Consider the following 26790-nt stretch of genomic DNA (forward strand, 5'->3'; position numbering starts at 1 on the left):
AGTTCAATCGAGGCACAAATACCGTAAATCGCGAGGGCGACTCACGGGTTGGCGTCATTAATGAATACCGGCGTGAGCTTATCGCCCATTTATGTGTGAAATTTCAATCCTCTATGTCAGAAATAAGGGTGTTTTCTGTAGGTTTACGGCAAACTCTACGGTTTTGATCCATTGGTCAGGGATATTTCATGAATCGGACGTCTGTTGTCGATGAACAACGCTTTCGAAAATTGCTGGGACGTAACGTTGGCTTGCCACTGGGTGTCGGTGTACTGAGTGCAGTTTTCTTCATTCTGCTGATCAGTTATCTGCTCACTGCAATACAGTGGGTCGAGCACACTGACCGGGTGATCAACAACACCAACCGCTCAATGAAACTGTCGATAGACATGGAAACCGGCATGCGCGGTTTTCTGTTGACGGGGGATCAGCATTTTCTCGACCCCTATGAGGTCGCCAAGCCGCTGTTGCTCGCCGAGCTGCAGGGGCTGGAGAAACTGGTAGACGACAACCCCACGCAACTGGATCGGTTCAGACGTCTGTCCACACTGCAGCAGGAGTGGAATGCGTTCGCCCAGGAGATGATCACGTTGCGGCGCACCAACGGCGATTATCAGACGCCGGTACTGGCCGGACGTGGCAAGCGAATCACCGATCAGATCCGTACTGAATATGATCAGGCGGTGGAAATGGAGCAGCAACTTCGTCTGACCCGCAATGCGGAAGTCACGCGCAGTACCATCCTTTCCGTCACCCTTTATCTGATATTCGTGGTGGTCGTCAGCGCAATTCTGGCCTATATCGGTCGCAGGGATCTGCTGTCGCTGTCGAATACCTACAGCGAAAACCTCAGGCTTCAGGAAATCAATTCCGAGCGTCTGCAGAAAGTGGCCTGGCTGCGCAATGGCCAGAGCGAGCTGGCTGAGCAGGTTCTGGGGCAACTGACGCTGAGCATGCTGGGCCGCAATATCCTCCAGTTCCTGACCCAATACCTGGGCGCGTCGGTGGCGGCGGTCTACATTCGCCAGGACCACGGCGGCCTCACACGGGCTGCCTCGTATGGCTTCTCCCGCGAACAGGAGCAGCAGGATCAGACCATTCACAGTGATGAAGGCATTGTCGGGCAGGCCGCCCAGCAGGACCGCATCATTACCCTGGATGAACTGCCGGATAATTACTTCAAGGTTGCGTCCGGCCTGGGCGAGGGCTCGCCGCGCAGCGTGGTGGTGGTGCCAACCAGCAATGACGATCAGGTCAACGGCGTGATCGAACTGGGTTTTCTGCGCGCCCTGACCGAGCGGGACATCGAGTTCCTTGAGCTGGTGGCGGACAACGTCGGCACGTCCATCGAAGCCGCCCGTTATCGCCAGCGTCTGCAGGAGGTGCTGGCCGAGACCCAGCAGCTCAACGAAGAGCTGCAGGTGCAGCAGGAAGAACTGCGCACCGCCAACGAAGAGCTGGAGGAGCAGTCGCGCATCCTCAAGGAATCCCAGGCTCATCTGGAGACCCAGCAGGCCGAACTTGAGCAGACCAACGAGCAGTTGGCCGACCAGAGTCAAGCGCTGGCCGAGCAGCGCGATGCGCTGGATCGCAACAACGAAGAACTGAATATCGCCCAGGCCGAGTTGCAGGCGCGGGCGGACGAGCTGCAGCGTGCCAGCAAGTACAAGTCCGAGTTCCTCGCCAATATGTCCCACGAGTTGCGCACGCCGCTCAACAGCTCGCTGATCCTCGCCAAGCTGCTGGCCGAGAACCCGGGCGAAAACCTCACCGCCGAACAGGTCAAGTTTGCCGAGTCGATCTATTCGGCAGGTAATGACCTGCTGAATCTGATCAACGACATTCTGGATATTTCCAAGGTCGAAGCCGGCAAGCTGGAAATGCGTCCGGAAAACAGCAGCGTGTCCCGTCTGGTTGAAGGTCTGCGGACACTCTTCCAGCCGCTCGCCGCCGAGAAGAAACTGGCGTTTACCGTCGACATCCAGGCCGGTGCGCCCACCATGCTGTTCACGGATCGCCAGCGCCTTGAGCAGATCCTCAAGAACCTGCTGTCCAACGCGATCAAGTTCACCGAGGCCGGCTCGGTCAGCATGGTCGTCTCGCGCCAGCCAGGCGCCGGTATCGCGTTCATTGTGCGTGACTCGGGCATCGGCATCGCCGAGGAGCATCAGCAGGGTATTTTCGAAGCGTTCCGTCAGGCAGACGGCACCACCAACCGACGTTATGGCGGTACCGGCTTGGGGCTGTCGATTTCACGAGATCTGGCGGCATTACTGGGCGGATCGATCAGTGTCACCAGCGCACCGGGGCAGGGCAGTATTTTCAGCCTGGTGCTGCCGGAGCATTACGTCGAGCAAGACGATCGCGAGCCGGGCAGCGATCTGCCGATCGTGTCAGCGCCTGCTGCGCTACAGCCGTATGCCCCTGTGCTTCCGGTCATTGCGCAGCCCGTTCCGGCACCCGTGCCGATGGATACGCCGGTGCCGGTATTTGACGACGACCGTGACAAGGCACCTTTCCAGCGGCGCTGCATCCTGGTGATCGAAGATGAAGTGCGATTCGCCCAGATTCTCTACGACCTGGCCCATGAGCTGGGTTACGACTGTCTGGTGGCGCATGCTGCCGATGATGGCTTCAATCTGGCATCCCGTTATACGCCGGATGCGATCCTGCTGGACATGCGCCTGCCGGACCATTCGGGCCTGACCGTGCTGCAACGTCTCAAGGAGCTGGCGCCCACCCGGCACATTCCCGTGCACGTGATCTCGGTCGAAGATCGTCAGGAAGCCGCATTGCACATGGGCGCCATTGGCTACGCGGTCAAGCCGACCACACGCGAAGAGCTCAAGGACGTGTTCGCCAAGCTGGAGGCCAAGCTGACGCAGAAGGTCAAGCGTATCCTGCTGGTCGAGGACGACGCGCTACAGCGTGACAGCATCGCGCGCCTGATCGGTGACGATGATATTGAAATCACGGCGGTAGGCTTCGCCCAGGAGGCGCTGGACCTGCTGCGCGATCATGTCTATGACTGCATGATCATCGACCTGAAGCTGCCGGACATGCTCGGCAATGAGTTGCTCAAGCGCATGTCGATGGAAGACATCTGCGCCTTCCCGCCGGTCATCGTCTATACCGGCCGCAACATGACCCGCGATGAAGAAGCCGAGCTGATGAAGTATTCGCGTTCGATCATCATCAAGGGCGCGCGCTCGCCGGAAAGGCTGCTCGATGAGGTGACGCTGTTTCTGCACAAGGTCGAATCGCAACTGTCCAACGAGCGACAAAAGATGCTCAAGACCGCGCGTAGCCGTGACAAGGTCTTCGAGGCGCGCAAGATCCTCGTGGTCGACGACGATGTGCGCAATATCTTCGCGCTGACCAGCGCTCTGGAACATAAAGGCGCGGTGGTGGAAATCGCCCGCAATGGTCTGGAGGCGATTGCCAGGCTTAACGAGGTAGAAGACATCGATCTGGTCCTGATGGATGTGATGATGCCTGAGATGGACGGCTATGAAGCGACCATCGAGATTCGCAAGGATCCGCGCTGGCGCAAACTGCCGATCATCGCCGTCACGGCCAAGGCCATGAAAGATGATCAGGAACGCTGCCTGCAAGCGGGTTCCAACGATTACCTGGCCAAGCCCATTGATCTGGACCGTCTGTTTTCGCTGATTCGCGTCTGGCTGCCGAAGATGGAGCGTATCTGAATGAGGGCTCAATGTAGAGGCGTCTGCGATGACAAGCCCGGACCGCACCATGCACCGTGATCGAAGCATGGATATCGAGCTGCGCCTGCTGATCGAGGCGATTTACCTTCAATACAGCTACGACTTTCGTGATTACTCCGGCGCTTCGGTCAAGCGTCGCGTGATCCATGCGCTGCGTCAGTTCGATTGTGCGACCATCTCCGCCCTGCAGGAACGTGTGCTCCACGATCCTGCAGCATTCATGCAACTGCTGCAGATTCTCACGATTCCGGTCAGTGAGATGTTCCGTGACCCGTCGCATTTTCTGGCAATCCGCAACGAGGTCGTGCCGGTACTGCGCACCTACCCATCACTCAAGGTGTGGATTGCCGGTTGCAGCACGGGCGAGGAGGTCTATTCCACGGCTATTCTGTTGCGCGAGGAGGGGCTGTTGGAGCGGACCATCATCTATGCGACCGATATCAACCCCAGCTCGCTGGAAAAGGCCAAGCAGGGCATCTTCTCCATGGACAACGTGCGGGCCTATGCCGAGAACTATCGAAAGGCGGGAGGGCAGCGCGATTTTGCCGAGTACTACACGTCTGCCTATGACTATGCGATCTTCGACAAGACGCTGTGCGAGAACGTCACGTTTGCCGATCACAGTCTGGCCACAGATAGTGTATTCTCCGAAACGCAATTTATTTCTTGTCGTAACGTACTGATTTATTTCAACAAAAAGCTTCAGGATCGAGCGTTCGGGCTGTTTCATGATTCGTTGTGCCATCGTGGCTTTCTGGCGTTGGGCAGCAAGGAAACCCTGGATTTCTCCGCCTACGGTGGCGCCTTCGAGGCGCTGGTGAAGCCCGAGCGGATTTACCGGAAATTATGAAAATCACGTTTGGCGATGACACGCTCAGCCACCCGTTGCCCGTGGTCGATGCCATTGTCGTCGGCGCCTCGGCGGGCGGCGTGGAGGCGCTGCTGAAAATATTCAGCGGCCTGCGCAAGGGGTTTACGTTACCAATCCTGATGGTCCTGCATTTGCCTGATGACCGGCTCAGCCAGTTGGCCAATGTGTTTCAGAACCGGCTGGCGATTCCGGTCAAGGAAGCCGACGACAAGGAGGGCATCGTGCCCGGCACTTTGTACGTTGCGCCAGCGGGCTATCATGTTTCGGTGGAGTCTGACTTTTCCCTGTCATTGAGTCAGGAGGACAGGGTGTTTTATTCGAGGCCCAGTATCGACATTCTGTTCGGTTCGGCCGCTGATGCCTATGGGCCGAGACTGGCTGGCGTGCTGTTGACCGGCGCCAACAATGACGGCGCGAACGGATTGCTGCAGATCAAGAAGTATGGTGGTTTCACGGTGATTCAGGACCCGTCGCAGGCTCAGGCTTCTACCATGCCTGAAGCTGGCCTGGCGCTGCACTCGCCCGATTACCTCCTTTCCCTGAACGATATTGGCCGCTTGCTGGTCGAGCTGGAACGAAGCGCATGTTAAGTGAAATTCAGGCAAAACTGCTCATCGTTGACGATTTGCCGGAAAACCTGCTGGCGCTCGAAGCGCTGATCAAGCGCGGTGATCGAATCGTCTACAAGGCGCTGTCTGCGGACGAAGCGCTGTCACTGTTGCTGCAGCACGAATTCGCCATGGCCATCCTCGACGTTCAGATGCCCGGAATGAACGGCTTCGAACTGGCCGAGCTGATGCGCAGCACGGAAAAGACCAAAAGCATTCCAATTGTCTTCGTCAGTGCTGCCGGCCGCGAGCTGAATTACGCCTTCAAGGGCTATGAAAGCGGTGCCGTGGATTTTCTGCACAAGCCGCTGGATATTCACGCGGTGAAGAGCAAGGTCAACGTGTTCGTCGATCTTTACCGACAGCGCAAGGCCATGAAAATACAGGTCGAGGAGCTTGAGCGCAGTCGTCAGGAGCAGGAAGCCCTGCTCAAGCGTCTGCAGTCGACCCAGGGCGAGCTGGAACACGCGATTCGCATGCGGGACGACTTCATGTCCATCGTGTCCCACGAGGTGCGCACGCCGCTCAACGGCCTGATTCTGGAAACCCAGCTGCGCAAGCTGCACCTGGCCAAGGACAATGCGGCGGCGTTTACCATGGAGAAGCTGCGCGCGATGGTCGATCGCGACGAGCGACAGATTCAGAGCCTCATCCGCCTGATCGAAGACATGCTCGACGTATCAAGGATCCGTACTGGCAAGCTGTCGATCAGACCGAGCCCGTTCGACCTGAGCGAACTGGTCACGCAACTGCTGGAGAGCTTTGCCGCGCAGATCGCCGCCGCCAATTCCACCATCACCCGGTTCGCCGAACAGCCGGTGATCGGTGTCTGGGACGAATTCCGTATCGAGCAGGTGGTTGCCAACCTGCTGACCAACGCGCTGCGCTACGGTGCGCGAAAGCCGATTGAAGTGCATGTGTACAGCAAGGACAGCGAGGCTTTCATCGAAGTCAGGGATCAAGGTATTGGCATTACGGCCGAAAACCAGAAGCGCATCTTTCAGCAGTTCGAGCGGGTGTCGAGCAATCACGCGGTTGCCGGGTTGGGTCTTGGGTTGTTCATTTCCGATCAGATCGTCATGGCGCACGGCGGTCGCATCGAGGTGGAAAGTGAAGAGGGCAAGGGTTCGGTGTTTCGTATCTGCCTGCCTCTGTAAGGTCGCCGCCACCGGCAATAAAGTTTAATCACAGGTTGGCGCAACCTCCCATGCGTGCCGTGGTCGTAATGGCAGCTATTTATAAGATCAAAGGCAGTTCAATGAGCGCTGATGCAGAAAACGTCGTACTAATCGTCGAAGACGAGCCCCTGATCCTGATGCTTCTGGCCGATTATCTGTCGGGTGAGGGTTATCGTGTCCTGAAAGCCGAGAACGGCGAGCAGGCTTTCGAGATTCTGGCGACCAAACCCCATCTCGACCTGATGATTACCGATTATCGGCTGCCGGGCGGCGTTTCGGGCGTCCAGATTGCCGAGCCTGCGATCATGCTGCGGCCTGAGTTGAAGGTGATTTTCATCAGCGGTTACCCGGCGGAGATACTCGACTCGGGCAGCCCGATTGCGCTGAAGGCGCCCATTCTTGCCAAACCCTTCACCATGGACACCTTGCATACCCAGATTCAGAAGCTGCTGGCTTGATGGCGAATGAGCGGGCAACCGGACAAGTCTGCGCTACCTGAAGCCTGAGCATTGCTCAGGCTTCAATCATTTCCCGTACTTTTGAAGTCAGGTGATCGAACGCAAAGGGTTTGGTGATCAATTGCATCCCTGTGTCCAGAAAACCTCCGCGCACCGCCGCATGTTCTGCATAACCGGTGATGAACAGCACCTTGAGTTCCGGTCGCAGTTGCCTGGCGATTTCCGCCAGCTGCCTGCCGTTCATGCCTGGCAGGCCTACATCGCTGATCAATAGATCGATGCGCCGTCCGGATTCCAGGATCGGCACGGCGTCCGTCGCTTCGCCAGCCTCGATAAACGTGTAGCCCAGCTCGCCGAGCACTTCACTGACCAGTGCCCGCACGGCGGGGTCGTCTTCGACGATCAACACCGTCTCGCCATTCTCGGCATAAACCGCGTTGCTCTGGAAGCTTTGCTCGGTTTCGTTCGCCAGCCCGCTAAAGCGCGGCAGAAACAGTTGTACGGTAGTGCCGACGCCGACCTCGCTCTTGATCAGGACGTGGCCATGTGATTGTTTGCTGAAGCCGTAAATCATCGAAAGACCCAGGCCCGTGCCCTGGCCGATGGGTTTGGTGGTGAAGAAGGGGTCGAAAGCGCGGCTGATGACAGTTTCAGGCATGCCACAGCCATTGTCGCTGACGCTCAGTACGACATAGTCACCCGGCAACAGGTTCTCATGGGCATTGGTGAAGGATCTGTCCAGTTGCTGATTGAAGGTCTCGACCACCAGCGTACCACCTTCAGGCATGGCGTCGCGGGCGTTGAGCACCAGGTTGAGCAGGGCACTCTCCAGTTGGTTGGGGTCGGCTTCTGCGGTCCAAAGATCGTGTGCCAGACGCAACTGCAGGTGAATGCTCTCGTTGACGCTGCGCTGCAGCAGTTCGTCCATGGCATTGACCAGATGATTCATCTCGACCGGCTTGGAGTCCAGCGACTGACGCCGTGAGAAGGCCAGCAGGCGATGGGTCAGGGCGGCAGCGCGGTTTGCCGACGTCACACCCAGGTCAATAAGGCTGTTCAGGTCCTCAGTGCGCCCACGTGCCAGCCGCCGCCTTATCAATTCCAGACTGCCGATGATCCCGGTCAGCATGTTGTTGAAGTCATGGGCAATCCCGCCGGTCAACTGGCCGACCGCTTCCATTTTCTGTGACTGGCGGAGAATCTCCTCTTTGTGACGCAGCTGCGAGGTTCGCTCTTCAACCTGTTGCTCAAGTGTTTCGTTGAGACGACGCAATTGCGACTCGGCCTGCTTGCGCTCGGTGATGTCAGACGTCACGCCCGCCAGTGAGCCGACCATGCCGTTCTTGCTGCGAGTGGCGCGGGCGCGTACATCCACCCAGTTGAGCGAACCGTCCGGCCAGACATTACGGTACTCGATGATCAGGTCGACACCGGTGTCCAGGCTGCGCTGCAACGCCGATTGCATTCTGGGCTGGTCTTCGAAATAAACGGCGGCCAGCCAGTCGTCGTAGTCGAGCGTGTTCTGCTCGTCGCGGCCGTAGTGACTTTTGGTGATGTTCGAGCAGGTCAGCTTGAGGTCTTCCGCCTCCAGTACCCATGAGCCCAGCCTGCCGGCCATCAGTGCATTCTGCAGGCGGCCTTCGCTTTCGTGCAGGTCCTCCATGCGTGCCCGGGCTTCATACTGACGTCTTCGACCGCGCACTGCCGTCATCACCAGGCTGACCAGCGTCACCGGATGGAAAGGGCGTTCGAGAAAGGTCACGTTACCCAGCAGGCTGCCCGTGCGCGCAGGCGGGGTGTGATCCGGTCCGCCGTGATGGGTCAGCAAGACGATAGGCAAGTCCGACCAGGGCGGCTGGCGACCGAGGAGTTCGAGCAACGGGGTCATATCTGCGTTGCGCAGTGCCTCGTCAGCGATGATCGCCAGGCCGGCCCCCATACCCAACTCTCTGACCAGCTCGGACACATCACGGGCTACCGTTGCCGGGTAACCCGCTTCGTCGAGAATGCGCAGAGCGATCTGACTGTCCCGCCCGCGTGGGGCGAGAATGATCGCGCGCTCTGACGACAGGCCTGGAGTACTCAAAGGTCGTCATCCTCAAGCAGCGGTTTCTTGTCGCCCATGTACGACGGCACACCGCGCAGTACGCCCTGAAAGGCCTGCAATGGTTCGCCGATTTTCAATCCGTTGGAACTGATGCGGTACTCGCGGATAGTGGACTCGTGAGTACCGGTACGCTTCTTGATGATCGATATCGCTCGGCGTACCTGGCCCAATGCTTCGAAGTAGCGCAACAGAATCACGCTGTCGGCAAGGTAGGTAATGTCCACCGGCGAGCGCATATCGCCCACCAGTCCGTGCTGCGCAACGGTCATGAAGGTCGAGGCGCCCTGGCGGTTGAGGTAGAGCAGCAGCTCGTGCATGTGCAGAACCAGCGCGCTTTCTTCCGGCATCGCAGCCTGATAGCCGTTGATGCTGTCGATGACAACGGTCTTTATCTGCTTTTTATCCACCGCGCGTCTTACGCGGTGTGCAAATTCACCAGGGGACAACTCTGCGGCGTCGATCTGTTCGATCACCAGATTGCCGGTTTCCTGCAGCGCACGCAGGTCGATCCCCAGTTTGAGCATGCGCTCAAACAGCAGGCCCATTTCCTCATCGAATATGAACAGGCCAACACGCTCGCCGCGTGCGACCGCCTGCACGGCGAAAACCAGCGAGATGAGCGATTTCCCGGTCCCGGCCGGGCCGAGAATCAAGGTGCTGGAGCCGCCTTCGATGCCGCCGCCCAGCAGATTGTCCAATTCCGGGATGCCGCTGCTCAATTGGGAGCGCGAGTAGTTGGAGCGGTGTTCCGCCGCCACCAGGCGTGGAAAGACATGAATACCGTTCTCGGCAATGGTGAAGTCGTGAAAACCGCCGCGGTACTTCTGGCCACGATACTTGACGATTTTCAGGCGCCTGCGCTCGGCACCGTAAGTAGGTGTCAGTGCCTCAAGGCGAATAACGCCGTGGGCGACGCTGTGCACGGTTTTATCCAGCGCCTCGGTGGTCAGGTCATCGAGCAGCAGAACCGTCGCGTTATAGCGGGTGAAATAATGCTTGATAGCCAGAATCTGCCGTCTGTAACGCAGCGAACTCTGCGCCAGAAGACGGATTTCCGAGAGGCTGTCGATCACCACGCGAGTGGGTTTGACGCGCTCGACCACCTCGAATATCTGCCGCGTCGCCTCACCCAGCTCGAGGTCCGAGGAGTAGAGCAGACTCTGGTGATGATCGGCATCGAGCAGGCTTTCGGGCGGCGTCAGTTCGAAGATATTGATATGTTCGTCGAGTTCCCAGCCGTGCGAGGCGGCACCCGAGCGCAACTCGCTTTCAGTCTCGGACAGGGTGATGTAAAGGGATATTTCGCCCGCTGCCGCTCCGGCCTGCAGAAATTGCAGGGCCACGGTTGTCTTGCCGGTTCCGGGTTCTCCCTCGAGAAGAAACACATGACTGCGTGAAAGACCCCCTGCAAGGATGTCGTCCAGGCCCTCAATGCCGGTTGCCGCTTTTGACGTATTCAAGTATCGCCCTCTGATAACCGTACAGGTTTTGTTGCTACTGATTACTGGACCTTCGCCTGATGCGACCGTTCCCCCTATTTGAGGGGGACAGCGATATCGAATATAGCCGGGCGGGTGATTTTCGCGTCCGGCAAATGTCACTTCAGTCCGGTTCCGGTGTGCCTGTTGCAGTTGTTATAGTCCTGCGCCTGAACACCCAACCTGCCTGAGGATCACGTCGTGACCGATTATCAAAGTTTCCGGGTCGATCTGGCCGACAGCATTGCTCACGTACAAATCAACCGGCCCGAAAAACTCAACGCAATGAACGAGTCGTTCTGGACGGAGATAATCGCCATTTTCGACTGGATAGAGCGTACCGACGAGGTGCGCGTCGTGATTCTCAGCGGGGCAGGCAAGCATTTTTCGTCAGGCATCGATCTGGCGCTGCTGGCCTCGGTCGCCAGCCAGATGGGCAAGGATGCCGGGCGTAATGCCCGCCTGTTGCGGCGCAAGATCCGTGACATGCAGGCTTCGTTCACTGCCGTGGACAATTGCCGGAAACCGGTTCTCGCTGCCATTCACGGCTATTGCCTGGGCGGTGCCATCGACCTGATTTCTGCGTGTGACATGCGTTACGCGGCCGCCGACGCGCAGTTCGCCATTCGCGAGATCGACATGGGCATGGCCGCTGATGTCGGCACGCTGCAACGGCTGCCAAGGATCATCGGTGATGGTGTGTTGCGCGAACTGGCCTACACCGGGCGTACCGTCGGCGCTGAAGAGGCGCAACGCATCGGGCTGGTCAATCGCACCTTCGATGACGCGGACGGTCTGTTGCAGGGTGTCCTGGCGGTGGCTCGGGAAATAGCCGGAAAATCGCCCATCGCCATCGAAGGCACCAAGCAAATGATCAGCTACATGCGTGATCACAGAGTGGCAGACGGTCTCGAACACGTTGCCATCTGGAACGCAGCCATGCTGCAATCACCTGACCTGAAGCTGGCGATGGCTGCGCAGATGAGCAAGCACAAGCCAGTCTTTGATAATTGATACATGACAAGGCTCGAGTTTGAGCGAAGGAGTTTCTAATGTCGCGCCCGGAGCGTTGGACAACTGCAGTTCTGGATGTCGAGGCCCCTGGCGGTTTGGCTGTGGTTCAGGGGGATCAGGGTTTTTTGCTGGACGCCAATGGGGTGATGTTCCCCAGGGGCTGGTTAGCCGGGCAGGACCTGCCGGTGCAGAGCGAGCACGGCATCGGTTATTTCGAGGGTGAGCCTGTCTACTTGCTGGTGCTTGAGCGCTCGGTTGCCGTTGAGGGCTGCGCCTGGCAAGGCTTGCGTCAGTTCATGCTGGAAGGCGATTTCGCTGTCTTCCAGATGCTCGGCTACGCCGCGCAGGTCAGCACATGGGCCAGGGAACACCGTTTCTGCGGTGCCTGCGGTCGTGCGACGGTGCAGATTCGCGGAGAGCGGGCGATGTTCTGCGAACATGACAACCTGCGGCTGTACCCGCGTATTTCGCCGAGCATGATTGTGCTGGTTACCCGCGGCGATGAAATCCTGCTGGCCCGCTCACCGCGGTTTGTCACCGGCATGTACAGCGCACTGGCCGGGTTCGTGGAGCCGGGTGAGTCTGCTGAAGACTGCGTACACCGCGAGGTGATGGAAGAGGTGCAGGTGCGCATCAAGAACCTCAAGTACCGGGGCAGCCAGTGCTGGCCGTTCCCGCACTCGATGATGCTCGGGTTTCATGCCGAATACGAAAGCGGCGAAATCGTGCCCCAGGCAGAAGAAATCGAAGACGCACGCTGGTTTCATGTCGATGACCTGCCGCCGTTACCGGCCAATCGGTCGATTGCCCGTTACCTTATCGAGGCGTATCTGGCCGAGCGGTCAGGCGCCCCCGAACCAGTGCTGCCAGGCTAGGCGTACGGTCAGGCCCAGCACCACAGTGATGAACACCGGGCGGATGAATTTGGCTCCGCCCTTGATCGCGGTGCCTGCACCGAAGTAGGCACCGAGCATTACCGCAAGGCCCATGCTCAGGCCGATGATGTAATCCACCTGGCCCGAGAAGATGAACACCGACAATGCCACGGCATTGCTGACGAAGTTCATGCTGCGTGCGACGCCGCTGGCCTTGACCAGGTCTACTGGATAGAGCAGCAGGGTGCTGACGGTCCAGAAGGCACCGGTGCCCGGACCGGCAACACCGTCGTAGAAGCCTAGGCCCAGCCCCTGTGGCAACTGCCATTTCTTCCTGATCGGCGCGTTGCTGTCCAAGGGCGCCTTGGGCGTGCCGCCAAACAACAAGTACAGCCCGCAACCGAACACAATCACCGGCAACATCTGGTTCAGCCACTCGGCTGGCAGGTAATGGGCGATCACCGCACCCAGTGCAGCGCCGACGGCGGTGCCGACCACTGCATGCAGCCATTGGCGTGGATCAAACAGCTTGCGACGGTAGAACGTGAAACTGGCCGTCGCTGAACCAAAGGTCGAACTGAGCTTGTTGGTGCCCAGCACCAGATGCGGCGGCAGGCCGGCGGTCATCAGCGCAGGAGTGGTCAGCAGTCCGCCGCCGCCGGCGATGGCGTCTATGAATCCCGCTATGAAGGCAACCACGGCAAGAATGGCGAGGGTGGTCAGGTCGACGCTGAGTTCAAAGGGCATGGTGGCAGAGGGCTTATGGCGAGGGCGGCAAAGGGGCAGAATGACTGCCCGAACGTGGCGCATTCTACCCTTTGTACAACGTTTGCAGGAAGTCAGATGTCGGTGAGCGCGACCCAGCGCTGCTCGGCTGCGGCCACGCGAATGGCCGTCGCCAGGCGTTCGATTTGCCACGCTTCCTCGAAGTCCGGGCCACGGCTGCGCTGACCACAGACGGCCTGGATGAGCGCTTGTACTTCGAGCGCCTTGAGCTCGTTGTAGCCCAGCTGGTGGCCGGGAGCCGGGCAGAATGCGGCGTAACCCGGTTGTGCGGGGCCGGCCAGCAGTCGCTGAAAACCATCGCGTCCGGCTGCGCCTGTACGGTAGAGGCGCAGCTCGTTGAGCCGCTCCTGATCGAACGCCAACGTGCCTTTGGTGCCGCTGATCTCGAAACTCAGGTGGTTTTTATAGCCGTGTTTGAGCCAGCTGCTGCTGAAGGTTCCGCGCGCACCGTTGGCAAAGCGCAGCAGCGCGTGGGTCTGGTCGTCCACCGCAATGGCGCGCAGTTGCTGGCTGCCGATGCTCGCCGGGCGTTCACGGTGTACGGTGCTGGCATCGGCGCAGACTGCTTCGATGTCGCCCAGCAAATGACGAGCCATCGCCAGCAAGTGGCTGCCCAGATCGGCCAGTGCACCGCCGGCATGCGCCGCTTCACAGCGCCACGACCAGGGTGACGCCGGATCGCCCATGAAATCCTCGCTGAACTCGCCCTGAAAGCTGACGATTTCGCCCAGTTCGCCGGCTTCGATCATTTCCCTGGCGAGTCCGATCATCGGGTTGTGCTGGTAGTTGTAGCCCACCTGGGTAACGACACCCGCAGCCTTGGCGCTGCGGCGCATTTCATCGGCCTCGGCGAGATTCACGGCCAGCGGTTTTTCGCAATACACCGCCTTGCCTGCGGCGATGGCAGCCATGGCCATGGGGAAGTGCAGGTGATTGGGGGTGGTAATCGCCACGATCTGTACGTGCGGATCATCGATCAATTGCTGCCAGTCAGCGTGGCTGCGGTCGAACCCCCAGGCGCTTGCGCATTGCTCGGCGCGTGCACTGTCGGCGTCCGCCAGCGCGCAGAGCCGGATGCGTGCGGGCAGATCAAGCGCAGCGTTGGCGTTGCCGAACGCCAACGCATGGGCACGGCCCATGAAGCCGGTGCCGATCAGTCCGATACCCAGTTGCGCAGGCGATGTGGAAAGTGATTCGCGCATGACATTCTCCAGACAGGATTGTTGTTATGCGGAAAATATATTCCATATATTTTAATAATGGAAAATTAATTCACTTACTTTTTGCCAGTCCGGCGGCTCTTCAGGATAAAAAGCCCCCGTCGACGTTCAGCGCCACACCGGTGGTATAGCTGGAGGCTTCACTGGCCAGGTAAAGCACCGCGCCGGCCATCTCGCTGGGAGCGGCCACGCGTTTCAGCGGGATCTGGGACAGCGCCACATTGAGGATTGCGTCGTTCTTGACCAATGCGGATGCGAACCTGGTGTCAGTCAAGCCGGGAAGCAGGGCGTTGCAGCGAATACCGAATTCAGCGCACTCCTTGGCAAACACCTTGGTCATGTTGACCACGGCTGCCTTGGTCATCGAATAGACGCCTTGATAGGCACCCGGCGATACCGCGTTGATGGACGCCACGTTGATGATGCTGCCGCTACCGCTTTCGCGCATCAGCTTGCCGGCTTCCACGGACATGAAAAAGTAGCCGCGAATGTTGACGTCGACTGTCTTCTGGAAGGCGCCGGGATCGGTGTCCAGCACGTTGCAGAACTGCGGGTTGGTGGCGGCGTTGTTGACCAGGACATCCAGGCGCCCGAACTGTTGGCGAATCTGCGCGAATGCACTGTTTATCTGTTCCAGCTCACCGATGTGGCAGGCAATGGCTGTTGCCTTGCCACCCTCGCTGACGATGGCGTCCGCCACTGCCTGGCAACCCTCGAGCCGGCGACTCGAGACGATAACGTGCGCGCCTTGCTGGGCCAGCAGCCGAGCAATGGCTTCACCGATGCCTCGGCTGGCACCTGAAACGAATGCAACCTTGCCATCAAGGTCGAATAGCTGGGTTCTGGACATATCATTTCCTTGTCTTGCCGCTGGCGGTCAGAGGCTGGTTTTTTCGATCACGCGCAGGCTCATCTGCTCCAGCAGCCTGTTCATGTGAATGAATTGGGCAAAGCGTTTGTCCTGGGTCTGGCCGTGAAAAAACCGGTAGTAGATCTGTTGCACGATACCGGCCAGACGGAACAGGCCATAGGTGTAGTAGAAATCGAAATTGTCTATGCGCACGCCTGCGCGCTCGGCGTAATAGTCGACAAAAGCCTGGCGGGTCAGCATTCCCGGCGCATTGCTTGGCTGGCGGCGCATCAGTTGCACCGTGGCTGGATCGTCGGCCTGTATCCAGTAGGCGAGGGTGTTGCCCAGGTCCATGAGCGGATCGCCGAGCGTGGTCAACTCCCAGTCCAGTACGCCGATGATGTGCATCGGGTTGGCCGGGTCGAGGATCACATTGTCGAAACGGTAGTCGTTATGCACGATGCTCGAGGTCGGCGAGTCGGCAGGCATTTTGTCTGCCAGCCAGCGCTTGACCTGCTCCCACGCCGGAGCGTCCGGGGTCAGCGCTTTCTCGTAGCGCTCGGACCAACCGGAAATCTGCCGCTGTACGTAGCCCTGCGGCTTGCCGAGGTCACCCAGACCACAGGCCTGATAATCGACACGATGCAGGTCTACCATTTTGTCGATGAAGTTTTTGCACAGCTGTTCGGTCTGTGTTGCATCCAGCGCCAGTTCCGGCGGCAGGTCAGAGCGCAGAATGATCCCCTTGACGCGCTGCATCACGTAGAACTCCGAGCCGATCAGTGACTCGTCCGTGCAGTGCAGATAAGCCTCCGGGCAGTAGGGAAAGGCTTCCTTGAGCTGATTGAGAATGCGGTACTCGCGGCCCATGTCATGGGCCGAACGCGCCTTGTGTCCGAAGGGGGGACGACGCAGTACCAGTTCCCGCTCAGGGTACTGAAGCAGGTAGGTCAGGTTCGATGCGCCGCCCGGAAACTGACTGATCGTCGGCGTGCCGTGAAGCTCCGGCACGTGCGCCTTCAGGTACGCGTCGATCAGGGAGGCGTCCAGTTCTTCGCCGCTGCGAATCTCGGTGGACTGGTCAGTCAGTGCCATACGTATCCCTTTTGCTTATTATGGTCAGCGCAAACTATTGACTAATCTAATGATCGTCCAATCCGCGATCAAGCGCATGACCGCTTTATAGGCTAGCGTGTTGCCGGGCAATCAGTGGCTCTGATCGCTTTTTTATACAAAGGTGCGCATAAAAAAACCGAAGCCGGCAGGGCTTCGGTTTTCAGGTAGTGCAGTCTGCCGTGTGCGGCAGGTTTATACCGGGAACAGTTCGCTGAGCTTCATGGCCAGCATCATGTCGCCTTCGGCACGCAGCTTGCCACCCATGAACGCCTGCATGCCATCGGTCTCGCCGCTGACGATACCCTTGAGGGTCTGGCTGTCCATGACCAGCGTCACGTTGGCGTCCGGGTTTTCGCCTTCCTGCAGTTCGCAGGTGCTGTCCTTGACGATCAGTGCGTAGTGCTTGTCTTCGTCGGTGATGTTGAAGCCGAAGACCAGGTCCAGACCGGCAGCAGCAGCTGGGTTGAACTTGTTTTTCATGGTCTGTACGGCGTCTGCTACTGAGGTCATGTGGTGATCCTTTTAGAGTAAGTGCCAGCGTCCGACAGGACGCGATTGGCCGGGCTCAACGATAGGTGATGAGCTCCGGCGCCTTCAGCAGTTGCAAATGTGTGTAACCGTTGAAGGAAGCCAGGGTCACGTCGGTGCCTTTGAATTTAAGCTGGTGCAACGACGTATTGACGATGTGCCAGTGAAGCTCCAGTGCCTTTGATGCAGGCATTCCGGTAATAAGATGCAGCAGCGCGGTAATGGTGCCGCCGGAGGTGAATACCGCGATCCGCTCATGCGGGCCGGCAGCCTGGAGAATCCGCTTCAGGCCTGCCTCGACGCGCGCCACGAACGCCTGCCAGCTTTGCAGCCCCGGCGTATCGTGGTTGCCGCTCAGCCAGCGCCCGGTAATCAGGTTGAACAGGCGCTGGAACCCTGCAGGATTTGCCGCTGCATCGCGCAGTATATCCAGCGCTTGCGGTTCGTCTTCGAGCATGGCCGGTATCAATGCCCTGATCACGCCTTCGGCATCGAATTCATCGAAAGCGCTGTCCAGTTGCACCTCAGGCGTATCGAGGCCTGCTTCGCTGTACTGACCCAGTACATGCCGGGCGGTGTCTTTCTGGCGCATGAGCTCACCGGACACGCAGCGATCAAAGCTCAGCCCCTTCTCGGCAAGGTGGGCACCCAGCACTTGAGACTGACGAATCCCCACGGGCGACAGCACGTCGTAATTTTCGGCACCAAATGAGGCCTGGCCATGTCGTATCAGGTAGATGCTGCCCACGTCCGTTTCTTCTCGGTACGCCGAAGGTGCACCGAGGTTATGAGGGATGCCGGGGGACTGTCAATGAAAAAACATACGCTCGTTTGAAATCATCGTTTTAATGGTTTGTAACGGGTCATTGACTGGTGCGCGGCAAAGGGCGTCGGTATGCTGCATTCAGCACAGCCCTTGATTGGTAAGGGCCTGACACTCATGAGGGATATTCGTGGATTTCGTTGTCGATTACGCAAGTTTTCTGGCCAAGACCGTGACGCTGGTGATCGCCATCGTTGTGGTACTGGTTGCCATTGCGTCCATGCGTGGCAAGGGCCGTCGCAAGTCGTCCGGACAATTGCAGGTCACCCGGCTCAATGATTTCTATAAGGGCCTGCGCGAACGGCTTGAGCAGTCATTGCTCGACAAGGAGCACCTCAAGACGCTGCGCAAAGAGCAGGGCAAGGCACTGAAGAAAGAGAAAAAGCACGCCGAGCCCAAGGCTCGTGTCTACGTGCTGGATTTCGACGGGGACATCAAGGCCTCGGCCACTGAAAGCATGCGCCATGAAATCACCGCGCTGCTGACCCTGGCCACCGACAAGGATGAAGTGGTGCTGCGTCTGGAAAGCGGCGGCGGCATGGTTCACAGCTACGGCCTGGCGTCTTCGCAACTGGCGCGTATTCGTCAGGCGGGCATCCCGCTGACCGTGTGCATCGACAAGGTCGCTGCCAGTGGTGGTTACATGATGGCGTGCATCGGCAACAAGATCATCAGCGCACCGTTCGCCATCCTCGGGTCCATTGGCGTGGTGGCACAGCTGCCCAACGTCAATCGCCTGTTGAAAAAGCACGACATCGATTTCGAAGTGCTGACCGCAGGTGAATACAAGCGCACCCTGACCGTGTTTGGCGAAAACACCGAAAAGGGCCGCGAGAAATTTCAGCAGGACCTGGACATCACCCACGACCTGTTCAAAAACTTCGTTGCCAGCTACCGCCCGCAATTGTCCATCGACGAAGTGGCGACGGGCGAGGTATGGCTGGGCATGGCGGCGGTCGACAAGCTGCTGGTCGATGAACTCAAGACCAGTGACGAGTACCTGGCCGAGCGGGCCAGGAATGCAGACGTGTTCCACCTGCACTACGTGCAGCGCAAAAGCCTGCAAGAGCGCATGGGCATGGCGGCTGCCACCTCAGCGGATCAACTGGCCACCAAGTGGTGGGGACGTTTGACCCAGCAGCGGTTCTGGTAGTAGGTGTAGGTGAAAAGCTGACTTGAGTCGAACCCCAAGTCAGCTGAGTGTTACGGAACCGCCGCGTGACGCAGAGCGTCACGAACTGCATTCCCGCGCGGAGCATGGGAACGATAGTCATCAGTTCCCGAGCCGTGCCTTTAGCCAAATCCCGGGACGCCTGAATCAGCGGCGTCGGAACAGCGGCAGCGGCTCGTCGGTCGCGGCCTGGTAGGTGACCGAGAAGTCCTTCAGACCTTCCAGTGCCTCGTACGGATCCTTGTCGGCACGCACCGCAAATGCGTCGAAGCCACAACGGTGCATGTAGAACAACTGATCGCGCAACACGTCGCCGATGGCACGCAATTCACCCTTGTAGCCATAACGATCACGCAACAGGCGCGCATTCGAGAAGCTTCGGCCATCAGTGAAGGCCGGAAAATTCAGAGCGATGACCTGAAACTGGTCGACATCCTCGCCGATTTCCTCGGCTTCCTCATCGCTGTCCAGCCACACACCCAGACCGCCATCGCGTGCCTTCAGCGCGTGCGCGTGTTCGCGCCACAGCGCCAGCGGCACGATCAGGTCGTCGCAGTTCGACAGGCTGTCAAAGGTCGTGTCCTTGGGCAGCAGATGCCAGGTTTCATCGATGACTTCGTTGTTCTTAATGATTCGCTGCATAGACGCGCTCCTTGAAAGGGTCAATGCCAATACGTTGGTAGGTGTCGATGAAGCGCTCGTCTTCGGTACGTTTTTCAACGTAGACGTCGATCAGCTTCTCGATCACGTCCGGCATCGCCTCCTGGGCAAAGGAGGGGCCGAGAATCTTGCCCAGGCTCGCATCACGGCTGGCGCTGCCGCCGAGCGAGACCTGATAGAACTCTTCACCTTTCTTGTCCACGCCCAGCACGCCGATATGGCCGACATGGTGGTGGCCGCAGGCATTCATGCAGCCGGAGATATTAAGGTCCAGCTCGCCGATATCGAACAGGTAGTCAAGATCGTCGAAACGACGCTGGATGGATTCGGCGATCGGGATCGACTTGGCATTGGCCAGCGAGCAGAAGTCACCGCCCGGGCAGCAGATGATGTCGGTCAGAAGGCCAATGTTCGGCGTGGCGAAACCATTGTCGCGCAGCTCGTTCCACAGGGTGAACAGCTCTCTCTGCTCGACATCGGCAAGGATGATGTTCTGCTCGTGGGAGGTGCGCAGTTGACCGAAGCTGTAGCGATCGGCCAGGTCGGCGATGGCGTCCAGTTGCTTGTCGGTCACATCGCCAGGAGCGACGCCGGTTGGCTTGAGCGACAGGGTCACGGCAATGTAGCCAGGCTTCTTGTGCGCCAGCACATTGCGTTGACGCCAGCGAGCGAAGCCGGGGTGTTGAGCATCCAGCGCCGCCAGTTCGGCGTGCTGATCGCTGAGTGCCTTGTATTGCGGGTCGACGAAGTGCCGGGACACGCGCTGCACTTCGGCTTCGGTCAGGGTGGTCTGACCGCCACGCAGGTGAGCCATTTCAGCCTCGACCTTGGCGGCAAACACTTCAGGGGTCAGCGCCTTGACCAGAATCTTGATGCGCGCCTTGTACTTGTTGTCGCGACGGCCATAGCGGTTGTAGACCCGCAGGATGGCGTCGAGGTAGCTCAGCAGGTCCTGCCACGGCAGAAACTCGTTGATGAAGGCACCGACGACCGGTGTACGGCCAAGACCGCCACCGACCAGAACGCGGAAGCCCAGCTCGCCGGCTTCGTTGCGCAATGGCTCGAGGCCGATGTCATGCACTTCGATGGCTGCGCGGTCACTGGTCGAGCCATTGATCGCGATCTTGAACTTGCGCGGCAGGTAAGCGAATTCAGGGTGGAACGTGGTCCATTGACGGACGATCTCGCACCATGGGCGCGGGTCTACCAGTTCGTCCGCCGCCACACCGGCAAACTGGTCGGTGGTGACGTTGCGCAGGCAGTTGCCGCTGGTCTGGATAGCGTGCATCTGCACGGTTGCCAGTTCAGCGAGAATATCAGGGACATCTTCAAGCGCAGGCCAGTTGAACTGTACGTTCTGGCGGGTGCTAATGTGCGCGTAGCCTTTATCGTAGTCGCGCGCAATTTTCGCCATCATGCGCGCCTGGCGCGAGGTCAGCTGACCGTAGGGCACGGCGACGCGCAACATTGGCGCGAAGCGCTGAACATAAAGACCGTTTTGCAGGCGCAACGGTCGAAACTCTTCTTCGCTCAGTTCCCCGGCCAGGTAGCGTCGGGTCTGATCCCGGAACTGCTTGACGCGGTCCTCGATGATCTTCTGATCGTAATCGTCGTATACGTACATATAGGTCCTGTTCTCAGGCTTCGTCATGAAGCAGGGCAGTGGCGTCAGTCTGAAAAAAGCCCGCTGCTCGATGTTTCCTGCTTCATCTGGTCAATTCTGCGCGCACGGCCGCGCACTCCCCGGGGAGCGAAGGCGACGATAGCAGTTTGCAGTTATCGATAAAAGTGATGTTTATATATATGCAAATCACTAAAAGCGATAAGCAAAACGACGCCTGTTCATATCCCCGCTTGCTGTGTGGACAAGACTCGACTTAACTGCATGTTGACCGATGCTGAACAGGTGTCGGGATACTCCCATTCATGTGCAATCACCCACAAGACCGACAAGAGGCGATGCGATGAGCAAGCACCCGAAAGTAACCAAGCCGGGCAGATCCGTCGATACCTGGGCCATTTTATTCATTGTCATTCTGGCAGTAGGCGCCGCGATGTTCTGGGCCAGCAGCCAGTGACCGGCTGATAAAGAATCTGCCGAAAGTCTGCAGAACCTTGCTGCCGCAGCCGATAACTCGCTTTTGGCGATAAATCCCGGCTGCTTCAAGGTTCGTTGATATGAAGGCGTTATATGCTGGCTGGCTGGTACTGTGCAGTTGTCTGTGGGTCGGGGAGACACAGGCTGCCTCGGTGGTATTCCTGAGCCCCGGCGCAGAATCAGACGGTTATTGGCTGAGTTACTCCCGGGTCATGCAGACGGCTGCCGACACCACCGGCATGTCGCTGAAAATACTCTATACCGAGCGCGACACTCGCAAGTTGCTCGATCTGGCGCGAGCGACGCTGCAAGGGGACGAGCGCCCGGATTACCTGTTGTTCTCCAACGAGCTGAATATCGCCCCTGAAGTGCTGCGTATGTCCGTGGGCAGTGGGGTAAAGCTGTTTGCCGTCAACAATACGCTGAACGCGGACCAGATTCGGATTCTCGGTGACCTGCCATCGCGTTATCCGGACTTCATCGGCAGCCTGGTGGGTAACGATGAGGAGGGCGGTTATCTGACGGCAAAACGGCTTATCAGTCTCGCGGCGCCTGGCGCGGATGGTCAGGTCATCGACATGCTGGCGTTTTCCGGGACCAACACCACGCCGGTTTCCCTGCTGCGTGAAAAAGGCATGCTGCGTGCCCTGTCGGAGCATCCAGAGGTGCATCTACGGCAGATTGCGCTGGGTGGCTGGCGACGCGATCGCGTGCTCGAGCAGGCTCGCGTGCTGTTCAAGCGCTACCCGCAGACACGCCTGGTGTGGGCTGCCAACGAGCAGATGGCGTTTGGTGCAATGGAGGCATTGCGTGAGCAGGGCGGCAAGCCGGGGCAGGACGTGTTGTTCAGCGCCATCAACGGCACGTCACTTTCACTGCAGGCTCAGCTCAATGGCAGTCTGAGCGTGGTGGCGTCAGGGCATTTCACCCTGGGCGGATGGGCGATCATTCTCTTGCACCGCTATGACACGGCCCAACGCCAGGCCCGGCAACAGATCGGTGCACGCATCATCGATGTGGTTCACGTCGTCGAGCCGCAGGATGCGCAACGTTTTCTGGATGCAGCCAGCAAAGAACGTTACCGGTTCGATATCCAGGCATTCAATGTGGAGGCTTCTGGCGATGCGTCGCCATTTTCGCTGAAAGGCATGTTGCCGCCTGATCACTCAGGCGGCAGATGACCGGTCAGGCGTTACTCGTCGTAGCCCAGGTTCGGTGCCAGCCAGCGTTCGGTGACGCTCAGGTCCTGACCCTTGCGAGCGGTGTAGCTTTCGACCTGATCCTTGTCGATCTTGCCCACGGCGAAGTACTGCGCCTGGGGATGGGCGAAATACCAGCCGCTGACCGCTGCAGCCGGGAACATCGCGTAGTGCTCGGTCAGGAACACGCCGCTCTTGCCTGCCGTGTGCTCGGCGCTGCCTTCCGGTAGCGGATCGAGCAGGGCGAACAGGGTGCCCTTTTCCGTGTGATCGGGGCACGCCGGGTAGCCCGGCGCCGGGCGGATGCCGATGTATTGCTCCTTGATCAGCGCTTCGTTGTCCAGCGCTTCGTCCTGCGCATAACCCCAGTATTCCTTGCGCACCTGCTGGTGCAGCCATTCGGCGCAGGCTTCGGCGAGACGGTCGGCAAGCGCCTTGACCATGATCGAGTTGTAGTCGTCGCCTTTGTCCTGATAAGCCTTGGCGACTTCCTCGGCGCCGATGCCGGCTGTGGTGATGAACCCGCCGATGTAGTCGGTCAGGCCACTGCTCTTTGGTGCAACGAAGTCGGCCAGCGAGAAGTTCGGCTTGCCGTCGGGCTTGATGGTCTGCTGGCGCAGGTGATGCAGCTTCGCCAACGGCCTGCCGTCATCGTCATAGACTTCCAGATCGTCGTCATTGACCTGATTGGCTGGCCAGAAGCCGAAGACCGCGCGGGCGCTGATCAGCTTCTCGTCGATCAGCTTGCGCAGCATCTGCGTGGCGTCGGCGTACAGCGCGGTGGCCGCTTCACCGACCACTTCGTCGGTGAGGATGCGCGGGTACTTGCCAGCCAGGTCCCAGGAAATGAAGAACGGCGTCCAGTCGATGTACTCGGCCAGCACGTTCAGGTCGATATCCTGCAGGACCCGGGTGCCGGTGAACGTCGGTTGGGCCGGGGTGTAGTTTTCCCAGTCGAACTGCGGCTTTTTAGCCACTGCAGCGCCGTAACTCAGGCGCTCGGTACGCGCGCTGCGTGCCGAGGTGCGTTCACGTACTTCGACGTATTCCAGGCGGGTCTTTTCAATGAAGGCCGGCTTCAGCTCTTTCGACAGTAACTGGGTCGCGACGCCGACTGCTCGGGAAGCATCGGTGACGTAGATCACGGCATCATTGCTGTATTTGGGTTCGATCTTCACCGCCGTGTGCGCCTTGGAGGTGGTCGCGCCGCCGATCATCAGCGGCAGGTGAAAGTCCTGGCGCTGCATTTCCCGGGCGACATGCACCATTTCGTCCAGTGACGGCGTGATCAGGCCGGAGAGGCCGATGATGTCGCATTTCTCGTCGCGGGCCACTTGCAGGATTTTCTCGGCAGGCACCATTACGCCCAGATCGACGATGTCGTAGCCGTTACAGCCCAGTACCACGCCGACAATGTTCTTGCCGATGTCATGCACGTCGCCCTTGACCGTCGCCATCAGGATCTTGCCCTTGGCTTCGGGCTTGTCGCCCTTTTCCAGTTCGATGAACGGAATCAGGTGCGCCACGGCCTGTTTCATCACGCGCGCGGACTTGACCACCTGGGGCAGGAACATCTTGCCTGCACCAAACAGGTCGCCGACCACGTTCATGCCCGCCATCAGCGGGCCTTCGATCACTTCGATAGGTCGCGCGAACCCCACGCGCGACTCTTCGGTGTCCTGCACGATATGGGTGGTAATACCCTTGACCAGCGCGTGTTCCAGACGCTGATTGACCGGCCAGCTGCGCCATTCTTCGGTTTCGGCTTCCTTGACGCTGCCATCCCCCTTGAACTTGTCGGCAATCGCCAGCAGTGCATCGGTGCCCTCGGGGTTGCGGTTGAGCACCACGTCTTCGACACAGTCGCGCAGTTCGGCGGGGATCTGGTCGTAGATTTCCAGCTGCCCGGCGTTGACGATGCCCATGCTCAGGCCATTACGGATCGCATGCAGCAGGAACACCGAGTGGATCGCCTCGCGTACCGGGTTGTTGCCGCGGAACGAGAAAGATACGTTGGACACGCCACCCGAGGTCAGCGCATACGGCAGCTCGTCACGGATGTAGGCGCAGGCGTTGATGAAGTCCACGGCATAGTTGTTGTGTTCTTCGATACCGGTGGCGATGGCGAAAATGTTCGGATCGAAGATGATGTCTTCCGGCGGGAAGCCCACTTCGTCGACCAGAATGTCGTAGGAGCGCTTGCAGATTTCCTTCTTGCGCGCTTCGGTGTCGGCCTGACCCTGTTCATCGAAGGCCATGACCACCACCGCCGCGCCATAGCGCTTGCACAGGCGGGCGTGATGAATGAACTGCTCGACGCCTTCCTTCATGCTGATGGAGTTGACGATGCCCTTGCCCTGTATGCACTTGAGGCCGGCCTCGATCACTTCCCATTTCGAGGAGTCGATCATGATCGGTACGCGGGAGATGTCCGGCTCGCCTGCGATCAGGTTGAGGAAGGTCACCATGGCCTTCTTCGAGTCGAGCATGCCTTCGTCCATGTTGATATCGATCACCTGAGCGCCGGCTTCGACCTGCTGCAGGGCGACTTCGAGGGCTTCGGTGTAATTGTCTTCACGGATCAGGCGGGCGAAGCGGGCGGAGCCAGTGATATTGGTACGCTCGCCGACGTTGACGAACAGCGACTGGCGATCGATGGTGAACGGTTCGAGGCCCGACAGGCGGCAGGCCTTGGGGATGTCCGGAATTTCCCGCGGCGCGTAACCCGAAACCGCCTCGGCGATCGCCTTGATGTGCGCCGGTGTCGTACCGCAGCAGCCGCCGACGATGTTCAGGAAGCCGCTCTGGGCGAATTCTTCGATGATCTTCGCCGTCTGGCTCGGCAGCTCGTCGTATTCGCCAAATGCATTCGGCAAGCCGGCGTTGGGGTGCGCGGAGACATGGGTGTTGGCTTTATTGGCCAGCTCTTGCAGGTAAGGACGCAGTTCGCTGGCGCCCAGTGCGCAGTTCAGGCCGACCGAGATAGGTTTTGCATGGCTGATCGAGTTCCAGAACGCTTCGGTGGTCTGGCCGGACAGGGTGCGCCCGGATGCGTCGGTGATGGTCCCGGAAATCATGATCGGCAGCTCAAAGCCGACTTCTTCGAATACACCCTGTACGGCAAAGATCGCCGCCTTGGCGTTGAGCGTGTCGAAAATGGTCTCGATGAGGATCAGGTCGGCGCCGCCTTCGATCAGCCCCTTGGTCGCTTCGGTGTAGTTCTCGACCAGTTCGTCAAAGGTCACATTGCGATAGCCGGGGTTATTGACGTCCGGCGACAGCGAGCAGGTGCGACTGGTGGGGCCCAGCACACCGGCCACGAAGCGCGGCCTGTCCGGGGTTTCCAGTGTCTTGGCGTCTGCGACCTTGCGCGCCAGGCGCGCGCCTTCGACGTTCAGCTCGTAAACGATCGATTCCATGCCGTAGTCGGCCTGGGACACCTGGGTGGCGTTGAATGTGTTGGTTTCGAGGATGTCGGCGCCAGCATCCAGATAAGCCTTCTCAATAGCGCCGATCACATCAGGGCGGGTCAGGATCAACAGGTCATTGTTGCCTTTGACATCGCTGGGCCAGTCGGCAAAGCGCTTGCCGCGGTAATCCTGTTCTTCGAGCCTGTAGCTCTGGATCATGGTGCCCATGCCGCCATCGAGGATCAGGATCCTCTGTTTCAGAGCAGTGAGAAAAGCTTGATGGCGGGCGCTGCGGTCAGACATGGGGGCTACCTTGAAAAGGTCGATTCTTTAAAGAACGGGATGATAGCAAACCGGAACGGTTTTAGTGTTGTTGCGCCTTTTGCATGAAAATCATTCATGTTGGAGGCGAGGGTGCCTTTGTAGCGTTGTACTACCGAGCCTTCGGCACATTGGGAGTCGCTACGTTCAGGAAACTGAACCACGCGAAGCGGGTGTGCTGGACATGAATCGCTACGAAAACCTCTGAAAAACGGGGGCTTCACGTCGCAGGCCCTTGTGCAACATGGCCTGCGGCCATCTTTGCTTCCTGAACGAAATGTATCTCGCGCG

20 protein-coding genes are annotated in these 26790 nt (G+C 59.0%); 9 read left to right on the top strand and 11 right to left on the bottom strand.

The window, feature by feature from the left end:
• The first annotated feature begins 188 nt into the window (after positions 1–188).
• From AC54XV_RS12980 to AC54XV_RS13000, 5 genes are all read left to right on the top strand, one after another.
• Positions 189–3707 (top strand): response regulator, encoded by a 3519-nt coding sequence (locus AC54XV_RS12980; RefSeq protein WP_024660620.1) that lies wholly within the window; start codon positions 189–191, stop codon positions 3705–3707.
• Between the two features lie 49 nt (positions 3708–3756).
• Positions 3757–4578 (top strand): CheR family methyltransferase, encoded by an 822-nt coding sequence (locus AC54XV_RS12985; protein ID WP_024638804.1) that lies wholly within the window; start codon positions 3757–3759, stop codon positions 4576–4578.
• Positions 4575–5189, top strand: a complete 615-nt coding sequence (locus tag AC54XV_RS12990; RefSeq protein WP_003402806.1) for a chemotaxis protein CheB — start codon at positions 4575–4577, stop codon at positions 5187–5189. The genes AC54XV_RS12985 and AC54XV_RS12990 overlap by 4 nt, the downstream gene beginning before the upstream one ends.
• Positions 5183–6364, top strand: a complete 1182-nt coding sequence (locus AC54XV_RS12995) for a hybrid sensor histidine kinase/response regulator (RefSeq protein ID WP_011267688.1) — start codon at positions 5183–5185, stop codon at positions 6362–6364. Before AC54XV_RS12990 ends, AC54XV_RS12995 begins: the two co-directional genes overlap by 7 nt.
• A gap of 101 nt (positions 6365–6465) precedes the next feature.
• Positions 6466–6843: a response regulator gene (locus AC54XV_RS13000; protein ID WP_003318062.1), complete on the top strand. Its 378-nt coding sequence runs from the start codon at positions 6466–6468 to the stop codon at positions 6841–6843.
• Positions 6844–6898: 55 nt separating this feature from the next.
• Here the strand turns inward: AC54XV_RS13000 and AC54XV_RS13005 are convergent, their stop codons facing one another.
• Together AC54XV_RS13005 and AC54XV_RS13010 are read right to left on the bottom strand one after the other, a co-directional pair.
• Positions 6899–8929, bottom strand: coding sequence for a hybrid sensor histidine kinase/response regulator (locus AC54XV_RS13005; protein ID WP_496718842.1), 2031 nt, complete (start codon positions 8927–8929; stop codon positions 6899–6901).
• Complete coding sequence (locus AC54XV_RS13010) at positions 8926–10410, bottom strand: ATPase domain-containing protein (protein ID WP_011267691.1); 1485 nt, start codon at positions 10408–10410, stop codon at positions 8926–8928. Before AC54XV_RS13010 ends, AC54XV_RS13005 begins: the two co-directional genes overlap by 4 nt.
• A gap of 219 nt (positions 10411–10629) precedes the next feature.
• Here AC54XV_RS13010 and AC54XV_RS13015 point away from each other — a divergent pair, with 219 nt between their 5' ends.
• Complete coding sequence (locus AC54XV_RS13015) at positions 10630–11442, top strand: crotonase/enoyl-CoA hydratase family protein (protein ID WP_032653566.1); 813 nt, start codon at positions 10630–10632, stop codon at positions 11440–11442.
• 38 nt (positions 11443–11480) lie between these two features.
• Positions 11481–12317: an NAD(+) diphosphatase gene (gene nudC, locus AC54XV_RS13020; protein ID WP_024638799.1), complete on the top strand. Its 837-nt coding sequence runs from the start codon at positions 11481–11483 to the stop codon at positions 12315–12317.
• On the opposite strand, the gene AC54XV_RS13025 is transcribed toward nudC, so the two are convergent.
• From AC54XV_RS13025 to AC54XV_RS13050, 6 genes are all read right to left on the bottom strand, one after another.
• Complete coding sequence (locus tag AC54XV_RS13025; protein WP_003402798.1) at positions 12285–13064, bottom strand: TSUP family transporter; 780 nt, start codon at positions 13062–13064, stop codon at positions 12285–12287. The two genes, nudC and AC54XV_RS13025, sit on opposite strands and share 33 nt — an antisense overlap.
• Before the next feature lie 92 nt (positions 13065–13156).
• Complete coding sequence (locus AC54XV_RS13030; RefSeq protein ID WP_003402795.1) at positions 13157–14305, bottom strand: Gfo/Idh/MocA family protein; 1149 nt, start codon at positions 14303–14305, stop codon at positions 13157–13159.
• 100 nt (positions 14306–14405) lie between these two features.
• Complete coding sequence (locus AC54XV_RS13035) at positions 14406–15173, bottom strand: SDR family oxidoreductase (protein WP_024641970.1); 768 nt, start codon at positions 15171–15173, stop codon at positions 14406–14408.
• Between the two features lie 27 nt (positions 15174–15200).
• Positions 15201–16268: a phosphotransferase family protein gene (locus AC54XV_RS13040; RefSeq protein ID WP_003402791.1), complete on the bottom strand. Its 1068-nt coding sequence runs from the start codon at positions 16266–16268 to the stop codon at positions 15201–15203.
• 213 nt (positions 16269–16481) lie between these two features.
• Positions 16482–16799, bottom strand: a complete 318-nt coding sequence (locus AC54XV_RS13045) for an SCP2 sterol-binding domain-containing protein (RefSeq protein ID WP_003348992.1) — start codon at positions 16797–16799, stop codon at positions 16482–16484.
• Between the two features lie 55 nt (positions 16800–16854).
• On the bottom strand, positions 16855–17565 hold the full coding sequence (locus AC54XV_RS13050) for a histidine phosphatase family protein (RefSeq protein ID WP_058398587.1): 711 nt from the start codon (positions 17563–17565) through the stop codon (positions 16855–16857).
• A gap of 205 nt (positions 17566–17770) precedes the next feature.
• Between AC54XV_RS13050 and sohB the strand changes: the two genes are divergently transcribed.
• Complete coding sequence (gene sohB / locus AC54XV_RS13055; RefSeq protein ID WP_003402788.1) at positions 17771–18793, top strand: protease SohB; 1023 nt, start codon at positions 17771–17773, stop codon at positions 18791–18793.
• A 165-nt stretch (positions 18794–18958) separates the two neighbouring features.
• On the opposite strand, the gene AC54XV_RS13060 is transcribed toward sohB, so the two are convergent.
• Together AC54XV_RS13060 and AC54XV_RS13065 are read right to left on the bottom strand one after the other, a co-directional pair.
• Positions 18959–19453 carry a DUF934 domain-containing protein gene (locus AC54XV_RS13060; RefSeq protein WP_024641283.1) on the bottom strand — a complete coding sequence of 165 codons (495 nt, stop codon included), beginning with the start codon at positions 19451–19453 and terminating at the stop codon, positions 18959–18961.
• Positions 19437–21095, bottom strand: coding sequence for a nitrite/sulfite reductase (locus tag AC54XV_RS13065; protein WP_003402786.1), 1659 nt, complete (start codon positions 21093–21095; stop codon positions 19437–19439). Before AC54XV_RS13065 ends, AC54XV_RS13060 begins: the two co-directional genes overlap by 17 nt.
• A gap of 554 nt (positions 21096–21649) precedes the next feature.
• On the opposite strand from AC54XV_RS13065, the gene AC54XV_RS13070 reads away from it, so the two are divergent.
• Positions 21650–22750 carry an ABC transporter substrate-binding protein gene (locus tag AC54XV_RS13070; RefSeq protein WP_024641284.1) on the top strand — a complete coding sequence of 367 codons (1101 nt, stop codon included), beginning with the start codon at positions 21650–21652 and terminating at the stop codon, positions 22748–22750.
• 11 nt (positions 22751–22761) lie between these two features.
• Here AC54XV_RS13070 and metH read toward each other — a convergent pair whose 3' ends face one another.
• Complete coding sequence (metH, locus tag AC54XV_RS13075) at positions 22762–26481, bottom strand: methionine synthase (RefSeq protein ID WP_496718849.1); 3720 nt, start codon at positions 26479–26481, stop codon at positions 22762–22764.
• Positions 26482–26790: the final 309 nt, after the last annotated feature.

The sequence above is a fragment of the Pseudomonas fragariae (ex Marin et al. 2024) genome (genome assembly GCF_059621105.1).

What these genes read in the sequence shown, in the direction of transcription:
- AC54XV_RS13000 (WP_003318062.1), top strand. Translation starts at nt 6,466, where the DNA reads ATGAGCGCTGATGCAGAAAACGTCGTACTAATCGTCGAAGACGAGCCC.
- AC54XV_RS13070 (WP_024641284.1), top strand. Translation starts at nt 21,650, where the DNA reads ATGAAGGCGTTATATGCTGGCTGGCTGGTACTGTGCAGTTGTCTGTGG.
- metH (WP_496718849.1), bottom strand. Translation starts at nt 26,481, where the DNA reads ATGTCTGACCGCAGCGCCCGCCATCAAGCTTTTCTCACTGCTCTGAAA.
- AC54XV_RS12990 (WP_003402806.1), top strand. Translation starts at nt 4,575, where the DNA reads ATGAAAATCACGTTTGGCGATGACACGCTCAGCCACCCGTTGCCCGTG.
- AC54XV_RS12995 (WP_011267688.1), top strand. Translation starts at nt 5,183, where the DNA reads ATGTTAAGTGAAATTCAGGCAAAACTGCTCATCGTTGACGATTTGCCG.
- AC54XV_RS13065 (WP_003402786.1), bottom strand. Translation starts at nt 21,095, where the DNA reads ATGTACGTATACGACGATTACGATCAGAAGATCATCGAGGACCGCGTC.
- AC54XV_RS13040 (WP_003402791.1), bottom strand. Translation starts at nt 16,268, where the DNA reads ATGGCACTGACTGACCAGTCCACCGAGATTCGCAGCGGCGAAGAACTG.
- AC54XV_RS12980 (WP_024660620.1), top strand. Translation starts at nt 189, where the DNA reads ATGAATCGGACGTCTGTTGTCGATGAACAACGCTTTCGAAAATTGCTG.
- AC54XV_RS13025 (WP_003402798.1), bottom strand. Translation starts at nt 13,064, where the DNA reads ATGCCCTTTGAACTCAGCGTCGACCTGACCACCCTCGCCATTCTTGCC.
- nudC (WP_024638799.1), top strand. Translation starts at nt 11,481, where the DNA reads ATGTCGCGCCCGGAGCGTTGGACAACTGCAGTTCTGGATGTCGAGGCC.
- AC54XV_RS13035 (WP_024641970.1), bottom strand. Translation starts at nt 15,173, where the DNA reads ATGTCCAGAACCCAGCTATTCGACCTTGATGGCAAGGTTGCATTCGTT.
- AC54XV_RS13030 (WP_003402795.1), bottom strand. Translation starts at nt 14,305, where the DNA reads ATGCGCGAATCACTTTCCACATCGCCTGCGCAACTGGGTATCGGACTG.
- AC54XV_RS12985 (WP_024638804.1), top strand. Translation starts at nt 3,757, where the DNA reads ATGCACCGTGATCGAAGCATGGATATCGAGCTGCGCCTGCTGATCGAG.
- AC54XV_RS13060 (WP_024641283.1), bottom strand. Translation starts at nt 19,453, where the DNA reads ATGCAGCGAATCATTAAGAACAACGAAGTCATCGATGAAACCTGGCAT.
- AC54XV_RS13045 (WP_003348992.1), bottom strand. Translation starts at nt 16,799, where the DNA reads ATGACCTCAGTAGCAGACGCCGTACAGACCATGAAAAACAAGTTCAAC.